This is a genomic window from Candidatus Neomarinimicrobiota bacterium, assembly GCA_034716895.1.
Taxonomy (GTDB): Bacteria; Fidelibacterota; UBA8477; order UBA8477; family JABMPR01; genus JABMPR01.
The window spans coordinates 32258-53637 of sequence record JAYEKW010000006.1; the positions used below are offsets into that span (position 1 = coordinate 32258).

The window sequence follows — 21380 nt, forward strand, 5'->3', positions numbered from 1 at the left end:
ATCATGAAGCAATATTCAATTCAAAATGCGAAAGATTATGTCGGTAAATCGGTAACCCTGAAAGGCTGGGCCTATAGTTTCCGAAAAGGAGGCAAGATCTGGTTCCTGCAGCTACGTGATGGAACCGGTATCATGCAGTGTGTGGTAACCAAGTTTGATGCTGATGAAGCATCATTTGAATTAAAAAATGAGATCACTCAGGAAAGTTCTATTATGGTCACCGGGGAGATCAAAGTAGAACCCCGTTCTCCTGGTGGTTACGAGATGCTGGTCTCCAAGGTTGAGCTGGTCGCTCTGGCTGAAGAATATCCCATATCCAAAAAGGAACATGGAACTGACTTTTTAATGGATAACCGTCATCTCTGGCTACGCTCCAAACGCCAACATGCCATTATCCGTGTCCGGCACACCATCATAAAAGCGATTCGGGACTTTTTTGATGACCGCGATTTTACGCTGATGGATGCACCTATTTTTCAGCAGGCAGCCACAGAGGGTACCGCTACGCTTTTCTCCACGGACTATTTCGGAGAAAAAGCCTATCTCACTCAAAGCGGCCAGTTATATGGAGAAGCCGGAGCAGCAGCTTTTGGCAAGATATATGTTTTTGGGCCAACTTTTCGAGCTGAAAAATCCAAAACCCGCCGCCATTTGACTGAATTCTGGATGGTTGAACCTGAAATGGCTTTCTGTGACCTGGATATGGATATGGATGTAGCTGAAGATCTGGTCTTTTACATCATTTCCCAGGTGTTGGAGCATAGACGCCCTGAACTGGAGACCCTGGAACGGGATATCAGCAAATTGGAGGGGATCCAGAATCCCTTCCCCCGTATTTCCTATACGGATGCGGTTAAGCTTTTGAACGAAAATGGCGTAGAATTTAAATGGGGCGATGATTTTGGTGGAACAGATGAGACCATTATCGGGAACCAATTTGATAGCCCGGTCATGGTTCATCGTTACCCATCTGCCATTAAAGCATTTTACATGAAACGTGACCCTGAGAATGATAAACAGGCTATGGCGTTGGATATGCTGGCTCCTGAAGGATATGGTGAGATCATTGGTGGTTCTCAACGTGAGGATGACATCGACGCTCTGATCGCCCGTATCAAAGAAGATGGCGCCACTGAGGAAGATTACGGCTGGTATCTGGATCTAAGGCGCTATGGCTCGTTTCCTCACTCCGGATTTGGTCTTGGGCTTGAACGAGTTGTGTCGTGGATTTGCGGTTTAAAGCATATTCGTGAGACCATTCCGTTTCCCCGGACGATTTCTCGGTTAAATCCATGATCATATCAAAAGATGCCCCTCGGGTTGCCATAATCGGTGCCCGGAATGCCAGTCCGGAGGGCTTGGAATTCGCCTACGAGATTGGTAGGCTACTGGGCAAGCTTGGTGCACTGGTTTACACCGGTGGCTCCGGTGGGATCATGGAAGCTGCCAGCAGAGGTGTGCATGAAGGCGGGGGATTAGCCATTGGAATTCTCAAGGAAAGTGACCTGAGTGGTGCCAATGAATTTATTCATGTTCCCGTCATGACCGGAATGGGGGATCTGCGCAATGGCATCATCATTCGCTCGGTACAGGGAGCCATTGCAGTTGAGGGTGCTTACGGTACTTTATCGGAAATTGCCTATACATTAAGTGATAAAAAGCCGGTTCTGGGTTTTAGATCCTGGGATATACCTGGTCTTCAGGCAATTCACACGCCGCAAGAAGCTGTGGATACCCTGCTGGAATTGATCAAAGGACAAATTTAATGTCAACCAGTCTCAACGTAGCAGTTGCCCAGCTCAATCCTACTGTAGGTGCTTTGCAGGACAATACTGCCAGGGCGCTGCACGTTATGAATGAGATGGATGCTGCTGGTGCGGATCTGGTGGTCTTCCCGGAGATGTTCATTCCCGGTTACCCGCCTCAGGATCTCATATTGGAAGATCATTTCGTCACAAAGAATATGGAAATGGTTGAGCAGTTGGCACTTGCCAGTGGGGAAATGCTCACTCTCATCGGCGCAATTCACTATGATGGGGTAGATACCTATAACGCGGTGGCTGTTCTACAGCATGGCAAATTGCTTAAATGGGTCCACAAATCACTGCTGCCTACCTATGATGTCTTTGATGAGTGGCGCTATTTTAAACCTGGACGAGATAATGAACCTGTTAACGCAACGTTTAGAAATGGTGCCAGTCTCAAATTGGGTGTGCATATATGTGAGGATCTCTGGGACGAGGATATTGACTATAAGATCTGTGATATTTTGGGTGATTCGGGAGTTGACCTATTCGTAAATTTATCTGCATCGCCTTTTGTAAGTAATAAATATAAAGAACGTAGTCGCCTGATACACAGTAAGATAAAGAAATATAATAAACCATTTATTTATGTGAATCTGATTGGGGGGCAGGATCAGTTGGTCTTCGATGGAATGTCAATGGTGGCGGATCAAAATGCAGGATGGGTCCATATCTGCCCCCAGTTCGAAGAAGATGTCTGCCGACTAGAACTGCCACTGTCAGGGTCTGCTCAGGCAATCAAAAAACTTCCTGAGATTTCTAAAGAGAATCAGGTATTTAATGGTTTGGTGCTGGGTGTTCATGATTATTTCAGGAAAACAGGTCATTCAAAGGCAGTATTAGGTTTATCAGGTGGAATTGATTCAGCAGTAACAGCTGCTATTGCAGTGGAGGCTCTTGGTCCTGAAAATGTTATGGGAATTGCCATGCCTTCAAAATATTCATCAGATCATAGTGTCACGGATGCCGAGGTTTTGGCAGAGAATCTTGGGATGAAATATCTGAGTGCTCCCATTGGTACTGTGTTTGAGGGATTCCAGGAGACCTTTGGTAAAGTTCTTGGAGTGCCCCTGGATGGCTTACCGGAAGAAAACCTGCAGGCACGTATCAGGGGAAATATTCTCATGAGTTTGTCAAACAGGGATGGCAGTCTGTTACTGACTACTGGTAACAAAACCGAGATAGCTCTGGGTTACTGCACCTTGTATGGGGATATGTCCGGCGGTTTGGCCGTGATTAGCGATATTGGAAAACGCATGGTCTATGCGGTGGCCAACTACTACAATAAGATCAAAGGGCAGGATCAGATCCCACAAAACACCATTACTAAAGTGCCTAGTGCAGAGCTGAGAGAGAACCAGGTTGATCCATTCGATTATGAGGTGGTAGCACCCCTGGTGGATTCAATTATCGAGCAGCAATCAGATATTGAAAGGCTGGTTGCCAAAGGCTGGGATCGTGAGTTGATTGAAGAGCTGCTCAAAAAGGTTCGTTTAAATGAGTACAAGCGTCAGCAACTGGCACCTGGCATTCGCGTTACCTCAAAAGCTTTTGGGATCGGCCGACGTATGCCAATTGTGAATCATTACCGTCAAAATAGTTAAATACCACTAAACAATAGATTGAGAACGTCATAACGGCGCATAGCTATTCCTATGTCGGCCATATAGGCGTACTTTTATTATTGGCATAACAGTTGTTCAAAAGAGCGCCGTGAGAAAATTATTGTTGAATATTAAAAAGATAAATGAGGTAAAAAATGGGTAAAGTCATAGGTATCGATCTCGGTACAACAAATTCCTGCGTATCCGTGATCGAGGGTAAAGAATCAGTTGTGATCACAAATGCAGAAGGTGGAAGAACCACACCATCAGTTGTGGCATTCACTAAAGACGGAAATCGTCTCGTTGGTCAGCCGGCCAAACGTCAGGCAATAACCAACCCCACGAACACGATCTATTCCATTAAACGATTTGTGGGTCGGAAGTTCAATGAAGTTGGTCGTGAGATCGAAGAAGTCCCCTATAAGATCGAAAGTGGCCCTGGTGGTCGTTGCCAAGTAAAGATTGGTGATGATTCTTATTCACCACCAGAGCTTTCTGCCATGATCCTCCAGAAGATGAAACAGACTGCTGAAGAATATCTGGGAGAAAAGGTTGAGGACGCAGTGGTAACCGTACCAGCCTATTTTAACGATACTCAGCGCCAGGCAACCAAGGATGCCGGTAAAATTGCCGGCTTGAATGTAAAACGTATCATAAATGAGCCAACTGCAGCTGCATTAGCCTATGGTCTTGACAAGAAGGATGATGAAACCATTGCCGTTTTTGATCTGGGTGGTGGTACCTTTGACATTTCAGTGCTTGAGTTGGGTGATGGTGTTTTTGAAGTAAAATCCACCAATGGTGATACACACCTGGGTGGAGATGACTGGGATCAAGCCATCATGGAATGGATGGTCAGCGAATTCAAGAAAGCTGAAGGAATTGATCTATCCAAAGACGCCATGGGCATGCAAAGGCTCAAAGAAGCAGCCGAAAAAGCCAAGGTTGAACTCTCCAGTACTAGTTCGACTGAGATCAATCTACCGTATATCACCGCTGACCAGACGGGTCCAAAGCACCTCGTGCTATCATTGTCACGTGCAAAATTCGAAAGTTTAACTGAAGATCTTTTCAACCGTATCAAACAACCCTGTTTGACTGCCATCAAAGATGCCGGCCTTTCCACCAGTGATATCAACGAAGTTATTCTGGTTGGTGGATCCACTCGTATTCCCAGAGTTCAAGAATTGGTGAAAGAACTAATTGGAAAAGAACCAAATCGAGGAGTGAATCCAGATGAAGTTGTAGCCATGGGTGCTGCTATCCAGGGTGGCGTGCTTTCCGGATCAGTTACTGATGTATTGCTGCTTGATGTAACCCCATTATCCATGGGTATTGAAACCCTGGGTGGCGTGTGTACTCGACTGATCGAACGCAACACAACCATTCCCACCAAGAAAAGTGAAACTTTCTCAACTGCGGCTGACAATCAAACCCAGGTGGAGATTCACGTCCTTCAAGGTGAGCGTCAGATGGCAGCCGATAACAAGACCCTGGGAAGATTTGTGTTGGACGGAATTCCGCCGGCTCCCCGTGGGATGCCCCAGGTTGAGGTCACCTTTGATATTGATGCCAATGGTATCATGCATGTGTCCGCCAAGGATAAAGCTTCCGGAAAAGAACAATCCATCAGGATCGAGGCATCCAGTGGCTTAACTGATGCCGAAAAAGAAGAAATGATCCGTGATGCCGAAAAGCATGCTGAGGATGACACAAAGACCCGTGAACTCATCGATATTAGAAATCAGGCCGATGCTCTGGTATACCAGACTGAGAAGAATCTTAAGGAATATGGTGAAAAAGTTCCCGCTGATCTGAAGGCTAAGATTGAAGAAAAAGTTGAAGGCCTTAAATCGGCTCAGGCTGGATCTGATAAGGGTGCTATTGAAGCCGCTCTTGCCGAATTGAATGAAGCCTGGAATAAGGCTTCTGGTTCAATGTATGAGGCAGCCAAAGAGGACGAAGCCCAGGAATCGCCGAAAGCCGAAACAGATGATTCTAAAACTGATTCTGCCGAGGAAGAAGTGGAAGAAGCTGACTTCGAAGTGGTTGATGAAGAAAATCCCAAGAAATAAATAACCAGGATCAAGGGCGCTATTGGAATAAGCCCCGAGATCTGTTCACATAGTGGCAATGATCAGGAAGTCTTCGGATAACCTGATCATTGTCTTTTTTTTGATACTTTTACCAAACCAGAACAGAGCGATAAAGGTGCGAACACTTTAGGTTCTAAGAGGTAGAAATATTAAAATACATCTGTACATTAAAAGCTAATTACAGGAGCAGATTGATAAGTGAAAAAGAGGGTAGCACAATGGATCGGAGGAGTGGCGCTGGCTGTCGCTATTATCCTGCTGTACCTGATTTTCTTCCAAACTCATCTGTTTTCCTCATCCTTATTGAAAAATCTTAACAAACATGTGTTAGCATCATATAATGTTTCAATTCAGGGACAACTAGGGGGGGGACTGTTAGCGGGAAAATTTAGTATTCATGATCTAAAACTACTTCTGAATCAGAATTCTGATACACTATTCGCAGCGGATGACATCTCCCTGTCTGGTATTGACTATAACTGGAGCAGTCATGAACTGCTGATAGAAAATGTCATTATTAGTGAATATGCTTTCATTTCACAAAATCTTGGTAGTCTAACCGGTTCCGATTCGCAAAGCTCATTCGACCTGTCTCTTATCATTCAGCAGCTGCAATCAAAAAATGGCTCGATCCAACTCACATTTATGGATTCGTTGCAAACAATTGAATTCCCCGAGCTAAACGCCGATCTATGGCACATTGATGGCTTAACCGGTGTCAGCATCGCCTCATGTGTTCTATTTGCTCCCTCAATTACCGAGGATACTCTGCAACTAACCGGTTTGCTCGGCGTAAACAGCAATGGCAATATCAACATTGAAGCGCTTGAATTAGAATCCACCGCATTAAATCTGAATATTAACTCAAGAATCACTCCTGACTCAGTTTCTGTTAACTTTGATGGTTGCCGTGTTTCACCCTCTGGTTTTAGAGAGCTTATTTTACCAGAATTATACTCTGATCTGGAGATCTATTTTGATGCTGATCTATTGATCACTGACGATATGGTAAAAGTAAGTGGACCGGGCTTTGCCTATCTGAAGAACACCACAATTCCATTTGATTTGACATCATTTACGCGACGTAAAGATGGGGAATCGATCAGCTTTACGCTGGGAACAGAACTACGGAATATGAGTCTTTCCGCTCATCATAATTCAAAAGGGGTCACAAGCGGAAAAGCAGAGATATTTCGCCTCGATGTCAATCCCTTCCTCCCAATAAACCAGCTGGAAGTGGCTGAACCTATAGGAACGTTTATGTTTAGTGGTGCTAACGGCAATTACTCGATCAATTCAAAACTAGAATCAATTATGATCAATAATTTGCCGTTTGATTCCCTGAATGCAGATATACAATATCTTTCCTCTGGCGAATTGCTTATTACTAATGGAGTGGCTATCCAGGCGGACAACCATTTCAAGATCGAAGGGAAATTATCCAAGAAGGTGCTCGACCTGAAGGGTGTGTTGGATCTGTCAGAATATTCATTTCTAGAGCTCTTCAAGATCAAGAACCAGTATCAGGGTCAGATCGAGACACAATTTAATATCACCGGAACTTTGCAGCATCCCAGATTATCAGGTGAGATAAGGCCACGGGACTTGAGCTATTTGGACAAACTGAAATTGACGGGTCTGGGCAAAATTGAAGTTCAAGTATCAGCAGATGGTCTTCAGGGAAATTTTGCCCTCCAAGGCAATCAAGGGTTATTGGTGGGGGATAGTCTTCAAACCTACACCATCTTGATGAATCTTTCAGACAATGTTTATAAAATTGAAGATATTCATTTTCAAGGTCTGAAAAACCTGATCTCATTTAAAGGTCAATATGATAGCCAGGGCTTTACTGTCAATAAGCTTAAGGTGATCATGGATCAGCATCAATTAACCCTGGTGGATACTGTTACGATCCAAAGAACTGCTGATGATCACTATCAGATCCCAGCTAGTGTTGTAGTAATAAATAAAGGCGGCATAGCGTTCCAGGGCAGCTATGATGAAGCTTCCGGTTTGAAGATACAAACCGATTTCGAATTGATCGATCTAGGGGAAATTTCTGAATTTATAAATATCAAAACACCATTTGAGGGTCTTGCTTCTGGAAAAGCTCAGATCACCGGAATGCTTAACAATCCCGTAATCCAGGCCAATCTATTACTCAAAAACGGGTTGACTTTGGGCTATCCCAGTGACTCTGCCAGCATTGATCTGACCCTCAAATCCAATACAATCATCAGTAATAGTATTGAGGCGTTTCAGGCAGATGGTACACTTAAGCTGATCGGCCAGTTGCCCTGGGGTTACAAGATGCGAGGTTTGGAATATCAGACAGCTCCACAAAACTTTTCTATGGTTCTCAATAATTATAGACTGAAAGATCTAAAATTCTCTAAAGTCGCAGGTATCCCCATATCTGGACGTGGATCAGGTTCTCTGTCAATTCGCGGAACTCCAATAGCGACCAAGCTGGATGGAGAGATAGAGGTAGTTAACGCCAAATTTGACACTCTGAGCTTTTCGAAAGCATACACAGAATTCATTTATGAAGGAAATCTGCTTACATTTGATTCTCTTTCAATGGTAAGTACCTGGGGGTATGGTCGTGGGACGGGATATATGCCCATCTCATTGGATATGGTAGCAGCTGACAGAATGGCCGTAGCAGACCGGGAAATGGGATTGAATTTTGAGTTTAACCTGGATGAAATGCCCTTTTTGACATCCTATATCTCGATCATTGATGCTATTAAAGGTGATATTATTGGAAACCTAACGTTTACCGGCCCACTGTCCGCACCTCTAAGAAATGGGAAAGTGAGGGGTCACAATGCCTCGCTTGAGGTTTCGGTACTTGGTAATCCTATCACCGACATCCATTCTGAAATCACTTTGAAGGATAACACTCTTATCATAGATCATTTTTCAGGCAAAATGCAGGCATCTGAAGCTTCGAATTTGACAACACAGGGAGGGATCGGTTGGGCGACAGCCATCATCGGAGATATCATTGGGGTTGATGTCAGTACAAATTACGCAGGGGAGGTGATCGCTCAAGGTGGTTTGGATATTACATCCTTTTTTCATCCAATATTTGATGTGAGGCTAAAAGCTGAAGAGGTTTACTATCGGAGTACAGATGGGCAAATTGAAGCTATTGCGGACGCAGAACTGCACTTTACCGGACAAGATACTTTGGATGTTACAGCCGTTATCCCGGTAAAGCGAGCGGTCTATTACAGCAATTTCGAATCGGAAGAGACCTATTACGAATCCATCGGAAAGCTTGACAGTACTCTTTTCAGATATAGTCTTGATACACAATTTCCCAGCGATCTGCTTATTTCAAATGATCAGATGGAAGCTGAATTCGAAGGAGAATTATGGTTGCTGGACTATGGTGATGGTATCATGCGTTTCTCTGGTACCCTGAGAGCTCAGGCAGGGGGAAAATTCTTTTATGTTGGCAATGAGTTAACGATCATATCTGGAGAGATTCTTTTCAACTCCATCGATTTTAATCCCCAACTAAACATGGAAGCTGAAATCGAGATCAATGGGGAACGGGTTGAGTTGACTCTCAGTGGTGATCTCAATGAACCGGAATTGATCATCAATGCAGAAAATACTCAGTTGACCCAAAGTGATGTGATTACCTATCTCACACTCAATCAAAAAATGGTGGAAATAAGCTTTGACAGGCAGTCCGCTCTTAATCCTGTACAAAGCTATTCTGTGATGTTAGCCGAAAAGCAGCTATCTAAAATTGGGCGGAAGTACATTGGGTTGGATGAGGTTGGTATCGATTTGGCATCTGATTCAACCGGGGGCACCAGGTTTCAACTTGGGCAACGCCTCTCAAAAAATTTAAAAGCCACTTACGAAGGGGGTCTTCAACCCACAGATGGTCAATCCGATTATGACTTTGGCCTGGAGTATCAGATTAACAGGAATGTTTCTGTTACTGGCAAAGTGAATCAGCATGGTGAGGTCGAATTGAACGGGAGGCTGAAATTTACCTATTGAAAATACTTGTGTCAGGTATGCTATTGGCCAGTCTGATGGCAGTGGGGGGGTATTCGCAGAGTGCTCTTGAGGCACCTGAAATTGTAGATATTCAGTTTGAAGGGAACAATAACCTGACCAGTAAACAACTATTAGATCAGATTCGCTTAAAAGAGAAAAGATGGGTTAGCAAGGGTAGCTATTATAACAGGCATCACCTTGCTCGTGAGATCGAGAGACTCGAGGATTATTATAAGCTCCATGGTTTTTTAGATGCAAATATCACAGATTCGCTAGCCATCAGTGAAAATAATGTTATCAGTATATTTCTGCAGGTGGATGAAGGAAAGCAGTATTACCTCCGGGATGTGAATTTGTCCGGGAATACCGTTTTTTCAGAAGAACAGTATCTGGAGATCATAGAATTTCAGGCTGGTTCCATCTTTAATACATTTAAGATCCGTGAAAACTTAATGGAAATGATCTTGCTCTACCAGAATAATGGCTATCCACTGATCAATATACAGGATAGTGAGATCATTGATGATTCTGTAAGTTTGTACATCAGGGTCGAAGAGGGTCCCAAATTAAATATTGGCAGCATCAATATCAGCGAGATGGAACAAGTTTCGACTAATACTATCGAGCGTGAGATCATTGTTAAACCAGGTGATCTATACAAGCTGACAAATATTGAAGAATCCAAACGTAGACTTTATGAAACAAGCCTTTTTAATAGTGTTAACATCAGATTGGGGAAAGTGGACACTATTTCAGCTATCATCGATCTGGATGTTGAGCTTATCCCTGCGAAGTTTAGAGGTTTTGACATGAACATGGGGGTAAAACAGGGATTTATAGAGGAAGCTATCCATGCTGATCCCGTGTTGAGTATTGGAGTATCTGGAAGCTGGTATAACAACAATCTTTTTGATCAAAGTCGTCGAATTAGCGTAAAAACAAAGCTTAGCTCGATCTACCCAGCCATCTTTATTCCCCAGCAATTCAAATTGGATTTCTTCTATGTTGAACCCTGGCTATCAAAATATCGTATCCCTTTGACCATTAATCCCTTCTATTGGTACATTGATAATTCCAGAACAGGCTTTGAGAATGTGGCTTATGGTCTGCGAGGAATTATGACCTATCGCTGGTTTCGAAAGATCAAAATTCAATCCCTGGCAGAATGGAGTCAATCTAACACAAACAGGAAGCCCATTGGAAGTGATGAAGCTTATAGTGAAGCTCGTAAGGTTGGTTTGAAGTTTACCTGGGATGAACGGGATAATTTTTTCTATCCCCATCATGGTTTCAAATGGGTGATAGAACCTGGCATAGTAGGCTACTTCCTGGGTGGCGAGAATAATTATATGCAGTTCCAGACTCAGTTTAGCTCATACTGGAACCTTTTCGCAGACTTGGTTTTTGCCCATAATATAAATTTCGGTATTGCTGTGCAGCGAGATGCGGATATTCCAATACCGTATGAAAAACGATTTTTTCTGGGAGGCAATTCCAGTATTAGAGGCTATGAACAACAGATGGTGGGACCCATGAGGCTGGAAGATGGTGAATGGTTTCCAACTGGAGGAAATTTTAGATTATATATGAATATGGAGTTTCGTTTTCCACTGTATGGAATTCTGGGAGGAGAAGTATTCATGGATGTTGGAAATCTTTGGGCTGAGATTCAGGATGCCAGAATTTCAGACATCAAGACAGCCATCGGGTTGGGTATTACCATCGAGACCCCCATAGGTCCTGCACGTATTGATCATGGTTTTGTTGTGGAGCCCGGCGCTATTATTAAAGCTGGACAAACACATATTGCTATAGCATACGTGTTTTAGAAAAATTATAATGCGGGGAACATGAAATCAGGCCGGGTGTAGAACAATCCGTGAGAGATATTTTAGTGATAATAATTAGGGTTGGACAACATAGTTAATATCCAGCACATGAAACCAAAGGAAAGCAAATAATGCAAAAAGTGTCACTTCTTGGAGTTGTGATCATTGGACTCCTGTTAAGCTCATGCAGCAAGAATTATGATGAGTATCTAAGTCAAGCAGCAGAACTACAAAATACCGATAATTATACACAGGCGCTTGAGTCTCTTGATAATGCAGTCAAAAAAGCCGAAACTGCTGATCAGCGTGTTTCTGCAAACATAAAAGCTGGAAATCTGGCGGCTAATTATTTGAAGGATATCGATCTGGCTGATAAATATTATCAGGCAACTCTGGACGATGTTACCAACTATTCTGCTGGAGACCTGAGAGATCTTGCCAAGCAGGCATTGGCTGCACAGGCCAATAAAGCTGCCGTGAAAATGTACCAACTCTGGTTTGAAAAATACCCTGATCACTCAGATATAATTGGTGTAAAATATGAATTTGCAGAGGTCTACCATAAGAATATCCGTGACCTCAAAAATGCGATCATAAGCTATGAGGAAGTTGTATCAAGCTATCCGGATTCTGAACAGGCTCCCAAAGCGTTGTTCTCAATCGGTTATATCTTTGCCAATGAGTTGGGTGATAATGATTCTGCAAAAAAATATTATTCTGACTTTCTTGAAAAATATCCAGATCATGAAATGGCGCCATCAGTGGAATTTGAATTAAAGTATCTGGGGAAAACGCTTGAGGAGATTCCTGAGCTTCAGCATTTACTTTCCAAGACATCTTAATTCACAGGATCTAATTCTATGACATTCGATCTTTCCAAACTTAATGAGAAAATTAAGGAAAAAAGCCTATTCCTGACAGCTTTGGAGGCTGAAGCAGCCAAAGTTATCGTTGGACAGAGGGGCATGATACGTCGAATTCTCATCGGACTATTGTCCAACGGACATATTCTGCTGGAGGGCGTTCCCGGGCTGGCAAAGACCCTTACTATAAATACCCTGGCTCGTTTGATCGATACCAGCTTTAGCCGGATCCAGTTCACACCTGATCTGCTACCGGCTGATCTATTGGGCACTTTGATATACAATCAAAAGAATGGCGAATTCAATGTAAAAAAGGGACCACTATTCAGTAATATCATTCTGGCTGATGAGATCAATCGTTCGCCAGCAAAGGTTCAGGCTGCCTTACTTGAGGCCATGCAGGAGAAGCAGATCACAATTGGAGATACCAGCTATAAACTGGAGGAACCCTTCCTGGTTCTGGCTACCCAGAATCCCATCGAACAGGAGGGGACCTATCCCTTACCTGAGGCACAGGTAGACCGGTTCATGCTTAAGTTGAAGGTGGATTATCCCAGTGAAGAGGAAGAGTTTGAGATCATCAAACGGATGGCTCATCCCTATCCAAAATTCGAGATCAAACCCGTGATCAGCAAAAAGGATGTCCTGGAAGCGCGCGATGTGGTAGACGAGATCTACATTGATGATAAGATCTTCAAGTACATTGTTGCACTTGTTATGGCCACTCGTGATCCCGCCAAGGCCGGCCTGACCGATTTGGATCCGCTTATCGAATATGGAGCTTCACCCCGGGCAAGTATTAACCTGGCTCTGGCAGCCAAGGCCAATGCCTTTATACATCATCGAGGTTATGTAACACCAGACGATATTCGTGCAATCGGTATGGATGTTTTGCGCCACCGAGTGTTGGTTTCTTACGAAGCCGAGGCAGAGGAGGTCACTAGCGAAGATATCGTTCAGCGGATCTTTGAAGCCACAGAAGTTCCCTGATCAAATACCAGGTTGAACCAATCCAACATGCTCACATTCGAGATTATGCTGGCTTCGATAGTCGTATGAGAAAGTGACCGTCATGCCGAGCGGAATCAAGGTATATGGAGTTTTACCCAATACTCATAACATGAACCGGTTTAATAGCTTGTCACTGCGGGATGATCGAAGCGGTTCTACTTCGGTTATTTGCTCTAATTAAACTCAATCTATAAAGGTTATTTTTAGTAATTCTTTAAAGTATGCTTAATCGTGATCTGATAAAAAAGGTGAAAAAGATTGAACTCAGTACCAGACACCTGGTTAATGAAGTGTTTGGCGGCGAGTATCACTCGGTATTCAAAGGGCGTGGAATGGAGTTCGCTGAAGTTCGCGAGTATATGCCTGGTGATGAGATCCGCACCATCGATTGGAATGTCTCAGCCCGAACCGGCGTGCCCCACGTTAAACTATTTGAAGAAGAACGTGAACTCACTGTGATGATCATGGTTGATGCGTCAGCTTCTGGGGCTTTTGGAACCCAGGGACAGATGAAAAGAAATTTGGCTGCCGAGCTTTCAGCAGTACTCGCTTTCTCAGCTGTAAAAAATAATGATAAGGTGGGCTTGATCATATTCACAGATCAAGTTGAGAAATTTATTCCACCGCGTAAAGGACGTTCACATGTCCTGCGGGTTATCCGCGAAGTTCTCAACCATGAAGCACAGCATTCGGGTACGAGTATCAATACAGCTTTGGAATATATGAGTCGTGTATTAAGGAAAAGATCTGTGATATTCATGATCTCAGATTTTCTGGATAAGAACTATGAACGGAGTGTCAAACAAGCTGCAAGACGCCATGACATGCTTTCCTTTCACCTTCAGGATCCATGGGAGCTTGAACTTCCCAATTTGGGGTTAATTCAAATGCATGATGGCGAAACCGGCGAAACCGCCCTGGTGAACACCGGAAACGCAGCATTCAGAAAAAGCTATAGCGAAGAATCTCTCAGACGCTTTGAAACATTGAAGAATTTCTTTAAAACCAATAGGCTGGATTATTTGCCCATCCGTACGGATATACCCTATGTTGACTCATTGATTAGCTTTTTTCGTCGAAGAGCGTTGAGAGTACGATGATCAGAACAACCATTCTGTTGGCACTCCTGGCGATCACCAATCCGATCTGGTGCTTTGAAGCCCAGTTTAAAGCGGATAGTCTCCATGGTTCGCTTGGTGATATCATCAGTTTTGCATGGGATATCAAACATGATCCAACCGTACAATTAAGTATTCGTGATATCGATACAGAAGGAGCCGGCATTGAGATCCTTGAGCAACAGGTAACTTCTCAAACAAACGGATCTGAATTACGTTTTGAGACTGCTGTGTATGATTCAGTTGGAGTTTATCGTTTTCCTTCGCTAATGGTTTATGCCGAAGGCGCGGCTGGATTAGATAGTTTTTTCCTGCAAGGACCGGATCTACAGATCTATTCCATTCTGACGGTCAGCGATACCAGTTTTCGCGACATTAAAGGTCTGCACAAGATCAGAACGCCCTTCAATCTGATGATCTTACTCTGGATCCTGGTTGCTGGAGTTTTCAGTTATGCTATTTATCGTATGATCAAATGGCGAAAAACTAGAAAAGAGAGTGTTGAGCAGCATAAGATCATTATTCCTCCAGAACAAGCGCATGTGATCGCTTTGAGAGATCTGGAAAAGCTGAAACGCTCGAAATATCTCCATTTGGAACAGTTCAAACTCTATTATTCTGAATTGACACATATCATCAAACAATATTATGAAAACCGCTATCTGCTTGATGCTCTGGAACTTACTACGTCAGAGCTCATGGAGAAGATGGAGTCTATGCCTGGATGTGATGAACAGATCGTTTCCTTTACACGTCGACTGCTGGAAATGGCAGACCTGATCAAATTTGCCAAAGGAACCAGTACTGAGCTGGATTCAGGAAATGCATTGACGCAGGCAGTGGAGATAATTAATTATACCAAAATACAAAATGAACAGGGAGTAAATCCGTGATAGATGTTAGAGGTGTTACCAAATCATACGGGGCATTTGATGCAGTTAAAGATGTATCATTTTCTGTAGAACAGGGCGAAATCCTCGGTTTTTTGGGACCTAATGGCGCCGGCAAGACAACGACCATGAAAATGATCACCTGCTATATGCCGCCTACCCATGGAACCATTACCGTCGATGGTCTGGATGTAAGAAATGAATCAATGGGCGTTCGGCAGAAGATAGGCTACTTGCCGGAATCAACCCCCTTATATGAAGAAATGGGTGTGCGGGATTATCTGAATTTTATCGCCGATGTCCGTAAGATCAAGGGTCAAGCCAGAACCAGTGCCATGGATCGGGTAATTCAGATCTGTGGTCTTAACACAGTTGTCCACAAAGATATTCATGAACTATCAAAAGGTTTTCGTCAACGCTTGGGATTGGCTCAAGCGATTATCCATGATCCTGAGATCTTGGTGCTTGATGAACCCACAACCGGATTGGATCCCAACCAGATCATTGAGATCCGCAACCTGATCAGGGAATTGGGCGAAAGCAAGACTGTGATATTTTCGACTCACATCATGCAGGAAGTCCAGGCTACCAGCGATCGGGTGTTGATCATCGATCAGGGTAAGATCGCAGCACACGGAACGACAGAAGAGCTAAAAGCAGGCATGGCGGGTCAGACTCATTTGGAACTTGTATTGAGACATGTAGAAAAAGCTGCATTTATTGAATCACTCAAGACATTCGAGACTGTCAAACTGGAAGATGTTATCATCCAAAAGAACGGCGATCTGGAAGCTTCACTCAACGTGGATTCTGGAATTGATATCCGCGAACAATTGTTTGATCTGGCAGTTTCCAATAATTGGAAAGTGCTTGAATCCTCACCATCTTCCTTTACGCTTGAAGATGTTTTTAGAAAATTGACCAAATAAGGAATCAGTCATGACTGAAATTCTCGCTATTTATAAAAAAGAGATGAAGACCTATTTCAACTCACCAATTGCCTTCATCGTTGTTTCCTCATTTCTCGTAATTACCAACTGGTTGTTCTTTGACTACGGTGATTATCCATTTTTCGCAATTAATATTGCTGATATCCGAGGTGTCTTTGATTACGGTGCCATCGTTCTGCTTTTTATCGCTCCCGCTGTATCCATGCGATTGATAGCAGAAGAAAAGCATAAGGACACTCTGGAATTATTGGTGACGATGCCTATTACTGATATGCAGATCATTCTTGGAAAGTATTTATCAACACTGGCGATCTTTGCCCTCATTTTAGCTGGCACTCTAGTAGCTCCCATTTCCATCTCTTTTGTGGGGGATCTGGATATCGGCATAGTTATCTCCAGTTACGTCGGCTTTTTCTTTCTGGGTGCCACCTACCTGGCCATAGGACTGGCCGCCAGTAGTTTCACCCGAAATCAGATCATTGCCTATATCATGGGCATCCTCATTATTGCCGTATTCTTTCTCATGAATGGTATGGCCAGTGGGTCTGGTCTGTTAGCAACGCTTCTGGAGCATCTTAGCGTTCGCTTTCATTATCAGAATTTTTTCCGGGGTGTTCTGGATACTCGAGATATCTTGTATTTTGGATCGATGATCTTTGTCTCACTGTTGATCAGCAGCACGGCTCTGGCCAGTCGCAAGCACATATAGTGGAGATGACGATGAATTCAAAAAATACCTTGACCTTTGCATTAATTGTGATCGGTGTTGTTTTTGTGCTCAACCTTTTTGCTCAAAACTTCTTTTTTCGCTTCGACCTGACAGAGAACCAACGCTATTCTATCAGCGATGTCACCCGTGATATCCTGGCGGATATTGATGAACCGATCACTGTTAAAGTGTTTTACTCCGAAAACTTCCCCCGCCAGCTGATCTCTGTAAAACAATATGTACTTGATATGCTGAATGAATACCGGGCTTACGCCGGATCAGGCTTGGAGTATGAATTTATTTCTATCTCAGGTGAAGATCAGGAGATGGAACAGGAAGCCATGAGCTATGGCATTCAACCCGTTCAGGCAAATATCACAGAAAGTGATGAGATCAAGGTACAGCGGATATACCTGGGAATTGTCTTTCTCTATGGTGATCAAAAAGAGGTCATCCCTTTTGCTCAGCAGATCGAACAACTTGAATACGATATGACAGGTGCCATTAAAAAGCTCAGTCAGGGAAGCTTACCCAAAGTGGGCTGGTTAACCGGTCACGGTGAACAGGGGCTGGGTGAAGAAGGCGTTGCCCGTGCTGTGGGTGAGATTCAGAAGAACTATGAACTCGTTGAGATCGGTCTTCATTCCGAAGATCAGATTCCTCAGGACATTAATACCGTTATTCTGGCAGGCACCAACACTGTTTTTGAAGATCAGGATCTCTACAAATTAGATCAGTATCTGTTACGGGGTGGTCGGATTGGTGTTTTTCTGAACACCAAGATCATTGATATGCAAAATCAATACCTCCCGGTTCAGGAAAATGGCAGTAACATATTTGCCTTCTTGGAACACTTCGGCGTTCAATATGGTCGGCAGCTTCTCCAGGATAAAGCCTGTTACCAGGTGCAGGCCATGCAAAATCTTGGATTCATGCAAATTCCTGTAGCAGTGGATTATCCCTTTGCACCCCGCATTTCAAATCTTGCTGATGAAAGTCCCATCGTAAATCGCCTCAATGAACTGGGTTTCTTTTTTGTAAATGAGCTATTACCATCTGGCGATACTACCAGAATAAACTTTTCTGAACTGATGTTGACCTCAGAAATGACAGGGTATGCCATGCCGGATCAACGAACCCGGTCAATCAACATCTCCGCAGCTCAAAAAGTACCAGACTATATCTATCGAGAAGGTGCCAAGGTTATTTCAGCAGTTGTGGAAGGTGAGTATGATTCATGGTTTGGAGCTACTCGCCCTGATACATTAAGCTATCCTGAAGCACATCTTGCTAGTTCGGTAACTCCTACTGCAATGGTAGCTGTAGGCAATGCGACCTTTACAACTCAACAGTTCATGGTTCCCACCAGTTTAACCTTCTTCCTGAATGCAGTTGACTGGTTGTATGATCAAAATGGTTTGATCTCGATCCGTTCCAAAAATGTCAAGCCAACTCAACTGGATGAGATGACCAGTGGTACACGGCAAACTTTGAAATGGATCAACATCCTTTTGGCACCAATTCTCATCACGATTTTAGGTTTGATTCGCTGGTTTATCCGGAATAAGTCAAAAATGTTGGCGGGAGGTTGATATGAAAAATAATCAAACCATAATAGGAGCAGGAATACTACTGGTTTTAGCCCTGATCTACTATGTGACCCAAACAGGAGCAATTGACACGAAGACAGTTGATCAAAATAAATTTGCGGTCAACCGAGAGAGTGTGAAAGCCATCGAAGTCGTGACAACTGACAATAAATTGGAATTCGCAGAAGGATCAACAGGCTGGATGCTGGATGATTATCCGGTGGATACATCGCGAATGAATTCCCTGTTGGAACAAGTCACAGCTTTGAAAGTTGATCGGATGATCACGAGTAACCCGGAAAAACATGCGAAGTATGAACTCATATCCACAAGTCCCAGAATATCACTTAGATCAGATAATGGAACAATGCTTCTGGATCTGTTGGTTGGCAAACAGGGAGCTAATTATCTCGAGACTTTTGTCCGGGAGGTAGGTGTGGACAAGGTTTATGCCGTGAAATCCAATTTGGGTTCTTACAGGAATATGGAACCAGGCAAGTACTGGGATCGAGCCATCACGGACCTTGATGTAAACCAGATCATTCGAGTCAGTTTTGCCGGTGATCTAAACTATGAACTCAAGCGTGAAGGTCCAGTCTGGACCTATAATGGTGAGCTGACAGACTTTGAAAAGGTTACCAATATGTTGAAACCGCTGCAAAATTTGAAGGCCAGCAACTTTGCAGAAGCGATCACTGAACAAAATATCTTCTACCAATCCATCCAGATCGTTCTGGAATCTGCAGAAATAATTGATCTCGAATTTTATGTTGATGCAGAACGGGAAACCACTTTACTGGTTAAGGTAACTGGTGGCAGTAAGACCTTTGAATATACCAAGTCTGGCTTGAATCGTTTCCGCAAAGAATATTCTGAATTGATCGCTGATCCAATACCAGTTGGCTAGTAACGTTGGAATTATTACGCCCATCAATCAAAGATATACTGAATCTGGAATCCCATACGAGCTCCCAGTTTTAGTTCCGCAGTATTGATCTTTGTAACCGGATGAGTTTCTATTTCAAGTTTCAGAGGTATGAGATAACCACCAGTAACAGATATCAATATCTTTGGGGCAATACCCATCTGAAACCATGCTTCAACCTCGTTCAGGATCATCCTTTTGATATCATATTCCTGTATAGAAAGATCAGTTAACGGGTTGAATAGTTGAAATACATGATGACGAGAGTAGAGCTTCCCTCTACCCTGTAATAGCGAGTTCTTAATCCTTAATTCAAACAGCTTACCAATGCTGCTATGTGCATCAAAAAATAGCTTCAGAACCTCCATTTCGGCTTGAAGCTGTTGAAAGTATCGCGCTCCACTAAGCTGAGTTAAAAGCCCACCAAAATGACCAGCCAATACTTGACCTCTCAGCTCACCCCTGTAACGGTGAAAGCTCAGTCCTGGATCAATGATTCCTATGTTTAGCTCGAATCCAACCTGTTCTTCACGGTTATCGAAAGCGTAGATTTTCCCGATAATGGTCGATTCATCCATAATCTTACTGTTACAGGTATCTATCCTGTTTGAATAAAACATGCTTAAATCACCCAGTTGACCCAATGGCAGTGTATACTGGATATCGATGCCTGATCGATACGGATCTAATAGCATCCATAACGTATTTGAGTGTTCCAGGGAAAGCGAATGTGGGACATTATGACTGACATCGATCAGCAGCTTTCCCCAGGCTGGATAAATACTTACGCCCAGACCAACTTGTGTGAGTATCTGATCAACTCTAACGGGAATGTGCTCCATTCCTTCAGCGACCTTAAATTGCCAGGAATGACGTTCTGATGTGAGCCCAATTCGCAGAGAATATTTATTCCAATCATGAGAATAGTTCAGTTTTAGATAGTCCAGACCAATGCCATCTGCGAAACCGCAACCTGCTTCAAAGTGATGGTTCAAAAAAGAATGCGCCATCGATAGCCTTAGCATCCGTTTTGCATAGCTGGAGAATAAAGTAGAGATGCTGCTGTCTGATACTGCAAATCGTTCTTTCTGCTGAAGTAGAAGAATTTTCATAGATCTGCCATGGGAAAAAATATGATCATAACTAATTTCGCTGGCATAACCATGGCTAGCCACTGAAGATTGCCCATCTTCTACCCACTTGAATGGTATTTGATCACTATGTCGCAAGGTCAGTACATTGACACTTGTGCTATCAGGTATGAGGGTTTTTTCGTATGCCGATAACTCCAACGCGTGTGTCTGTCTGTTCATACCAAACAACAGCAGACATAAGATTAGAATTTGATTTGATGGAGTAAACATAACAGTGACTTAAAATAAAAAAGGCGGCCATTAATGACCGCCTTTTTTTCAATAAATGAGGATTAGTTGCTGAAATCTTCCCAATTATCCTCATTAAAGCCTAAGAACTCTGCCAAACCAGTGGCATCCATGTCAGGAAATATACCGTGCATGGTAGGATCCGGCCAGGCTGTTAACCACTCTGCATAAGTGGTAGCATCCCATTGGGGATCTGGTTCAACGTAAGCAGTGCCACGCTCCTCATAGTAGATATTCACATTACCATCGATAATCAGGCTTGTGCCAGTGGTTATGCTTCCGTCCCAATAGAAAGAGATCGAAGGATATCTGTATAGCTCACCTGAGTATTCTGCAACGAGATCCTCAAACTCTGCATAAAGCTCCCAAACAGAAGGCGGTAATTGATCCTGGCTTGCAGTGACCAGATTAATATAGAATCCGGCGAGACTGACCCAGGCTACCGTAGGTTCTGTCGAATACTCATCATAGCTAAAATTAATCGTGATATTACTATTGTCCAATCCGGCAATCGCTATTTGACTGTCCTCAGCATGAAAGTGATCAATAATACCTACGCTGATGTACTCGTAATCAATTGTGG

16 protein-coding genes are annotated in these 21380 nt (G+C 43.4%); 14 read left to right on the top strand and 2 right to left on the bottom strand.

The window, feature by feature from the left end; translation table 11 throughout:
- Window positions 1-3: 3 nt before the first annotated feature.
- The 14 genes from asnS to U9Q77_00535 all read left to right on the top strand — a co-directional run bounded on the left by asnS (window position 4) and on the right by U9Q77_00535 (window position 19397).
- A complete protein-coding gene (gene asnS / locus U9Q77_00470; GenBank protein MEA3285834.1) occupies window positions 4-1296 on the top strand; it encodes an asparagine--tRNA ligase in 1293 nt (430 codons plus the stop codon).
- A complete protein-coding gene (locus U9Q77_00475) occupies window positions 1293-1766 on the top strand; it encodes a TIGR00725 family protein (protein ID MEA3285835.1) in 474 nt (157 codons plus the stop codon). The genes asnS and U9Q77_00475 overlap by 4 nt, the downstream gene beginning before the upstream one ends.
- Window positions 1766-3409, top strand: a complete 1644-nt coding sequence (locus U9Q77_00480; protein ID MEA3285836.1) for an NAD+ synthase — start codon at window positions 1766-1768, stop codon at window positions 3407-3409. Before U9Q77_00475 ends, U9Q77_00480 begins: the two co-directional genes overlap by 1 nt.
- A 155-nt stretch (window positions 3410-3564) precedes the next feature.
- The gene (gene dnaK, locus U9Q77_00485; protein ID MEA3285837.1) at window positions 3565-5484 is read left to right on the top strand and encodes a molecular chaperone DnaK; all 1920 of its coding nucleotides are present in this window, start codon (window positions 3565-3567) and stop codon (window positions 5482-5484) included.
- Window positions 5485-5703: 219 nt separating this feature from the next.
- The gene (locus U9Q77_00490; protein ID MEA3285838.1) at window positions 5704-9531 is read left to right on the top strand and encodes a translocation/assembly module TamB domain-containing protein; all 3828 of its coding nucleotides are present in this window, start codon (window positions 5704-5706) and stop codon (window positions 9529-9531) included.
- The gene (locus U9Q77_00495) at window positions 9528-11360 is read left to right on the top strand and encodes a BamA/TamA family outer membrane protein (GenBank protein MEA3285839.1); all 1833 of its coding nucleotides are present in this window, start codon (window positions 9528-9530) and stop codon (window positions 11358-11360) included. Before U9Q77_00490 ends, U9Q77_00495 begins: the two co-directional genes overlap by 4 nt.
- Window positions 11361-11491: 131 nt before the next feature.
- The gene (locus U9Q77_00500) at window positions 11492-12202 is read left to right on the top strand and encodes a tetratricopeptide repeat protein (GenBank protein MEA3285840.1); all 711 of its coding nucleotides are present in this window, start codon (window positions 11492-11494) and stop codon (window positions 12200-12202) included.
- 18 nt (window positions 12203-12220) lie between these two features.
- Entirely contained in the window at window positions 12221-13213 is a 993-nt protein-coding gene (locus tag U9Q77_00505) for a MoxR family ATPase (GenBank protein ID MEA3285841.1), read from the top strand.
- Window positions 13214-13482: 269 nt separating this feature from the next.
- The gene (locus U9Q77_00510) at window positions 13483-14334 is read left to right on the top strand and encodes a DUF58 domain-containing protein (GenBank protein ID MEA3285842.1); all 852 of its coding nucleotides are present in this window, start codon (window positions 13483-13485) and stop codon (window positions 14332-14334) included.
- A complete protein-coding gene (locus U9Q77_00515) occupies window positions 14331-15245 on the top strand; it encodes a hypothetical protein (GenBank protein MEA3285843.1) in 915 nt (304 codons plus the stop codon). The genes U9Q77_00510 and U9Q77_00515 overlap by 4 nt, the downstream gene beginning before the upstream one ends.
- Complete coding sequence (locus U9Q77_00520; GenBank protein ID MEA3285844.1) at window positions 15242-16171, top strand: ATP-binding cassette domain-containing protein; 930 nt, start codon at window positions 15242-15244, stop codon at window positions 16169-16171. The genes U9Q77_00515 and U9Q77_00520 overlap by 4 nt, the downstream gene beginning before the upstream one ends.
- Before the next feature lie 10 nt (window positions 16172-16181).
- Entirely contained in the window at window positions 16182-16901 is a 720-nt protein-coding gene (locus U9Q77_00525) for an ABC transporter permease subunit (protein MEA3285845.1), read from the top strand.
- Between the two features lie 11 nt (window positions 16902-16912).
- Window positions 16913-18493 (top strand): GldG family protein, encoded by a 1581-nt coding sequence (locus U9Q77_00530; GenBank protein ID MEA3285846.1) that lies wholly within the window; start codon window positions 16913-16915, stop codon window positions 18491-18493.
- 1 nt (window position 18494) lies between these two features.
- The gene (locus tag U9Q77_00535; protein MEA3285847.1) at window positions 18495-19397 is read left to right on the top strand and encodes a DUF4340 domain-containing protein; all 903 of its coding nucleotides are present in this window, start codon (window positions 18495-18497) and stop codon (window positions 19395-19397) included.
- 23 nt (window positions 19398-19420) lie between these two features.
- Here U9Q77_00535 and U9Q77_00540 read toward each other — a convergent pair whose 3' ends face one another.
- Both U9Q77_00540 and U9Q77_00545 read right to left on the bottom strand, forming a co-directional pair.
- Window positions 19421-20728 (bottom strand): hypothetical protein, encoded by a 1308-nt coding sequence (locus U9Q77_00540; protein ID MEA3285848.1) that lies wholly within the window; start codon window positions 20726-20728, stop codon window positions 19421-19423.
- 113 nt (window positions 20729-20841) lie between these two features.
- Window positions 20842-21380 (bottom strand): hypothetical protein (locus tag U9Q77_00545; GenBank protein MEA3285849.1); only part of this gene is annotated, 539 nt, incomplete at its 5' end.